The organism is Mesorhizobium sp. M7A.F.Ca.US.006.01.1.1 (assembly GCF_003997935.1).
Lineage (GTDB): Bacteria > Pseudomonadota > Alphaproteobacteria > Rhizobiales > Rhizobiaceae > Mesorhizobium.
Genome location: NZ_RZQL01000366.1, coordinates 1 through 4914 on the forward strand (window position 1 = coordinate 1; position 4914 = coordinate 4914).

The 4914-nt window shown below is 62.5% G+C and carries 5 protein-coding genes and 1 pseudogene; 4 read left to right on the forward strand and 2 right to left on the reverse strand.

Annotated features, from left to right (window positions below; all coding sequences use genetic code 11):
* Together EN943_RS34885 and EN943_RS34890 are read right to left on the reverse strand one after the other, a co-directional pair.
* A pseudogene (locus tag EN943_RS34885) lies at nt 1–181 on the reverse strand (hypothetical protein); the annotation flags it as partial.
* Between the two features lie 145 nt (nt 182–326).
* The gene (locus tag EN943_RS34890; RefSeq protein ID WP_013530016.1) at nt 327–1220 is read right to left on the reverse strand and encodes a branched-chain amino acid aminotransferase; all 894 of its coding nucleotides are present in this window, start codon (nt 1218–1220) and stop codon (nt 327–329) included.
* Between the two features lie 246 nt (nt 1221–1466).
* On the opposite strand from EN943_RS34890, the gene EN943_RS34895 reads away from it, so the two are divergent.
* From EN943_RS34895 to EN943_RS34910, 4 genes are all read left to right on the forward strand, one after another.
* Nucleotides 1467–2000 carry a MarR family transcriptional regulator gene (locus EN943_RS34895; RefSeq protein ID WP_027039379.1) on the forward strand — a complete coding sequence of 178 codons (534 nt, stop codon included), beginning with the start codon at nt 1467–1469 and terminating at the stop codon, nt 1998–2000.
* Entirely contained in the window at nt 1987–2706 is a 720-nt protein-coding gene (locus tag EN943_RS34900) for a response regulator transcription factor (RefSeq protein WP_013530014.1), read from the forward strand. Before EN943_RS34895 ends, EN943_RS34900 begins: the two co-directional genes overlap by 14 nt.
* A 49-nt stretch (nt 2707–2755) precedes the next feature.
* Complete coding sequence (locus EN943_RS34905) at nt 2756–4171, forward strand: ATP-binding protein (protein WP_127416366.1); 1416 nt, start codon at nt 2756–2758, stop codon at nt 4169–4171.
* 221 nt (nt 4172–4392) lie between these two features.
* A partial coding sequence (locus EN943_RS34910; RefSeq protein WP_164778546.1) for a glycosyltransferase occupies nt 4393–4914 on the forward strand: 522 nt, incomplete at its 3' end.

Sequence of the window (4914 nt, forward strand, 5' to 3'; positions counted from 1 at the left end):
CCGCCCCGCCACCCAGCAGGCTGCCGAGGATCGCCGCACCGCCGACGCCGCCAATGGCTCCGCCCAGGATTTTGGGAAGCTGACCCATCGCCGCCGTCTTGAGCGCCGCACCGACCGCCTGACCACCGATGACGCCAGTAATCACCTGTATGATGATCGGAAGAAGCGTGTTCATGTCCATATGATTAGTCCCTCCATAGCTGTCAGCCTCCCGGGCCGACACCATCATGAGACGCCGAATTGGACGAAAGTCAAATGCAGAAACGCTGAAATAAAAGGGGCGGCCCGAAAACCGCCCCTACTTCCTAAAAAAGCTGTGACTTTCGTTATTCTGCGGCGATCGCGTGCTTGGGCTGAACGGCCGCAGAATAGTCATTCATAAGATTCTTGGCTATTTCGCCGACCTCGAATCGGTAAGGTCCGATCTCCGAAACCGGCGTCACTTCCGCTGCCGTCCCGGTCAGGAAGCACTGCTCGAAGCTTTCCAGCTCTTCAGGCAGGATGGCGCGTTCGATCACCTCCAGGCCGCGATCCTTGGCCAGCCCAATGACCGTGCGGCGGGTGATGCCGTCAAGGAAACAGTCGGGCTTGGGCGTGTGGATCTTGCCGTCCTTGACGAAGAAGATGTTGGCGCCGGTCGCTTCCGCGACCTGGCCACGCCAGTCGAGCATCATGGCGTCGGCATAGCCCTTGGCCTCGGCGGCGTGCTTGGACATGGTGCAGATCATGTAGAGACCGGCGGCCTTCGACTTGGAAGGCGCGGTGCGCGGGTCGGGCCGGCGCCATTCCGCCACGTCGAGACGGATGCCTTTCAGCTTCTGCGCAGGATCGAAATAGCTCGGCCATTGCCAGATGGCGATGGCGCAGTTGATGCGGTTGTTCTGCGCCGAGACGCCCATCTGCTCACTGCCGCGCCAGGCGATCGGTCGGACATAGGCGTCCTGGAAACCCTGCTTCTTGAGAAGCGTGGAAGAGGCGTCGTTGAGTTCGGCCACCGAATAGGGGATCTTGAAACCGAGCAGGCGTGCCGATTCATGCAGGCGCTCGGTGTGTTCGTTGAGCTTGAATATCTCGCCGCCATAGGCGCGCTCTCCCTCGAAAACAGCGCTGGCGTAATGCAGCCCGTGCGTCAGCACATGGATTTTGGCGTCACCCCATTGGACGAATTCGCCGTTCATCCAGATGAAGCCATCGAGTTGATCGAAGGGAACGGATGCCATGTTAACCTCCCGCGGGCGGCAGCCCGGATAGTTTTGTCGTTGTGTGTTTCGTGTCGGCCGCCCAAAGCGGCTTTTGTGGTGGAGCGTAGGCGGATAATTGCGCTCTGGCAAACTCAGGAAGTTCCGGAAAAACCGGCTTCCCTTGCCTTTTCGTTCGCAATCCGCCCAAAAGCTTGTCAAAAATTACCATTGCAGGGAAATTACGTCAATAGTACTGACATAATCTCTCTTTCCCACGGAGAAATAATGACGGATCGAAGCCCAGCCGCCGGAAAACCGATCAGGACCGCGATGTCGGTCGAGGACGGCATCGACTTCGCCATCATCGAATTGCTCTTCTTTGCCTATCGCGACTTCACCTCCGATCCGGACCAGATCCTGGCCGATTACGGCTTCGGCCGAGCCCACCACCGGGTGCTGCATTTCGTCAACCGCAGGCCGGGCCTGACGGTCGCCGAACTGCTCGACGTGCTGAAGATCACCAAGCAAAGCCTGGCCCGCGTGCTCAAGCAACTGATCGACACCGACCATGTCGTGCAGTTGCAAGGTCCGCGCGACCGCCGCCAGCGCGAACTTTATCCGACAGCCAAAGGCCGTGCGCTGGCGCTGGCGCTGGCGCGGCCACAGTCGCGCCGCATCCATGCTGCATTGGGGGATTCCGGAGTAACCGAACGGACCTTGGTGGAACGGTTCCTCGAAGCGATGGTCAATCCGGAACTGAGGGCGCAGATCGACGTTGGGTCCGCAAAAATGTCAGGGAAAAGCCATGGAGAGCACTGAACGGGTCGATCACGCGGCCGCACCGGACGACGACGCGCCGCATCTGCTTGTCGTCGACGACGACACCCGCATCCGCAATCTTCTTAAGCAGTACCTGACCGAAAATGGCTTTCGCGTCACCGTCGCAGGCAATGCTGGCGAAGCCAGGCGCAAGCTAGCCGGCCTCGACTTCGATCTTCTGGTGCTGGACGTCATGATGCCCGGCGAGACGGGCGTCGACCTGACCAAGTCACTACGGGCCGAAAAGAACGTACCGATCCTGATGCTGACGGCGCTGTCGGAGACCGACAGCCGCATCTCAGGGCTGGAGGCTGGCGCCGACGACTATCTGCCAAAGCCGTTCGATCCGCGAGAGCTGATCCTGCGCATCAACAACATCCTGCGCCGCGGAGGCCCGGCGACCACGCCCAAGGTCGAGCAGCTGGTCTTCGGCCCCTACACCTTCCAGATCGCCCGGCGCGAATTGAAGCGCGGCGGCGAGGCGTTGAAACTGACCGACCGCGAGCAGGAGATCCTGGCGATCTTCGCCGCGCGGGCGGGCGAGACGATACCCCGCCACGAGCTTGTCGGCGACGATTCGGAAGTCGGCGAGCGCACCATCGACGTCCAGATCAACCGGCTCCGCCGCAAGATCGAGCGCGATCCGTCCAATCCGGTCTGGCTGCAGACCGTACGCGGTATTGGGTATCGGCTCAGCGTGGAATAGAATGCCGCCTGCGGCCGGCTGAACGGCTGCGGGCAAGCGAAAAGAGCGAATGGCAACCACGGAACTGGAACAGCCGGGCAATGGCGGCTTGAGCGCACGCGCCGCGCGGACGCTGAAGGCGGTGCCGCGCGCCTGGAACCGCTTCTGGCGCCTCGTCTCGCTCTATATGCCCAAGCGGCTCTATGCTCGCTCGCTGATCATCGTCATCGCGCCGATGATCCTGCTGCAATCAGTCGTCGCCTTCGTCTTCATGGAACGTCATTGGGCAACCGTGACGCAGCGCCTGTCGCAGGCCACCGTACGCGACATCGCCGCCATCATCGACCTGATCGAGACCTATCCGCGCGATGCCGACTACACCAACATCATCCGCATCGCCCAGGACCGCATGCAGCTGAAGGTCGACCTCTTGCCGCCCGACCCACTGCCCGCGCCCGGTCCAAAACCGTTTTTCTCGATTTTGGATGATGTTCTCTCGTCCGAGATCACCCGCCAGATCAACCGCCCGTTCTGGATCGACACGGTCGGCAACTCCAACATCGTCGAGGTGCGCGTGCAGCTCGAGGGCAAGGTGCTGCGCGTCTTCGTGCGCCGCAGCCAAGCCTATGCCTCCAACACCCACATCTTCCTGATCTGGATGGTCGGCACCTCGCTGGTGCTCCTGATGATCGCCATTCCCTTCCTGCGCAACCAGATCCGGCCGATCCTGATGCTCGCCGAAGCCGCCGAAAGTTTCGGCAAGGGCCGGCCGATGCCGCGCGACTTCCGGCCGCGCGGCGCCGAAGAGGTTCGCCGCGCCGGCTTTGCCTTCATGCAGATGCGCGAGCGCATCGAGCGCCAGATTGAACAACGCACCGCCATGCTGACCGGCGTCAGCCATGATTTGCGAACCATCCTCACCCGCTTCAAGCTGCAGTTGGCGCTTTCCGGCGGCAAGGCCGAGACCAAGGCCGCGCTCGACCAGGACATCGACGATATGCAGTCGATGCTCGAAGGCTATCTCGCCTTTGCCCGTGGCGAGGCTTCGGAAGACGCCGGACGGTTCGATCTCGAGGCCTATTTCGAGAAGCTCGACGAGGAGGCCAGGCTGCGCAAGCGCAAGCTGTCGACGACGCTCGCCGGAGACCCCGATGTGCATGTGCGGCCGAACGCCTTTGCCCGGCTGATGTCCAATGTCATCGGCAACGCCTTCCGCTATGCCAAGACGGTTGAGGTCAACGCCACCCATGGCCGCGGCTCGCTGCTGGTCACCATCGACGACGACGGTCCGGGCATTCCCGCCGACCGACGAGAAGACGTGTTCAAGCCTTTCGTGCGGCTCGACGAGGCCCGCAACCTCGATGCCAGCGGCACCGGGCTCGGCCTGTCGATCGCCCGCGACATCGCCCGCTCGCATGGCGGCGATATCACTCTTGAAGACAGCCCGCTCGGCGGACTGCGCGCCATCATAAAGGTTCCCGCATAACCGGGCACGATTCCGAAAAGTGGAAACCGGCTTCATCCGCCCGTCATGAAACCATGATCAAGAGCGCGCATGAAGCGCGCGACCTCAATTGATTCGGCCTTGCCGCCTCACTTCGACCCCGTGCCCGTCCGGGTGCGCTGGAGCGAAGCGAGAGCAGCAGGCTGGTCGCCGTTCCGGCATCGTCTCAAGGCAACCGTCGACCTTTCAAGCAAAGGGCCGCCATGCGCATATTGATGGTCACCGACGCCTGGCGCCCGCAGGTCAACGGCGTTGTCCACACGCTGGAGCGGCTCACCGAGACGCTGAAATCCTTCGATGTCGCGGTGGATTTCCTGACGCCCAACATCTTTCGCACCCTGCCCTTGCCGACCTACCCCGACATCAGGCTGGCGCTGACCACGCCCGGCCATGTCGCGCGCCTGATCGACGCCGGCAAGGCCGACCACATCCACATCGTCACCGAAGGACCGCTCGGCATCATGGCGCGGCGCTATTGCCGCAATGCCGGCCGTCCGTTCACCACCAGCTATCACACGCGCTTTCCCGAATATCTCAGCGCCCGCCTGCCGGTGCCGGAAAGCTGGGCCTATCGCTGGCTGCGCGATTTCCACAATTCCGGCCAGGGCACGCTGGTCGCCACCCAGTCGCTCGCCGACGACCTCTCGGCGCGCGGCTTCACCAAGCTGCGGCCGTGGACGCGCGGCGTCGATACCGATCATTTCCGGCCCGACAAGAAGAAGGAC

Excerpts from the sequence above, each read along its gene's own strand:
- EN943_RS34895 (WP_027039379.1), top strand. The coding sequence starts at position 1,467 with ATGACGGATCGAAGCCCAGCCGCCGGAAAACCGATCAGGACCGCGATG.
- EN943_RS34905 (WP_127416366.1), top strand. The coding sequence starts at position 2,756 with ATGGCAACCACGGAACTGGAACAGCCGGGCAATGGCGGCTTGAGCGCA.
- EN943_RS34890 (WP_013530016.1), bottom strand. The coding sequence starts at position 1,220 with ATGGCATCCGTTCCCTTCGATCAACTCGATGGCTTCATCTGGATGAAC.
- EN943_RS34900 (WP_013530014.1), top strand. The coding sequence starts at position 1,987 with ATGGAGAGCACTGAACGGGTCGATCACGCGGCCGCACCGGACGACGAC.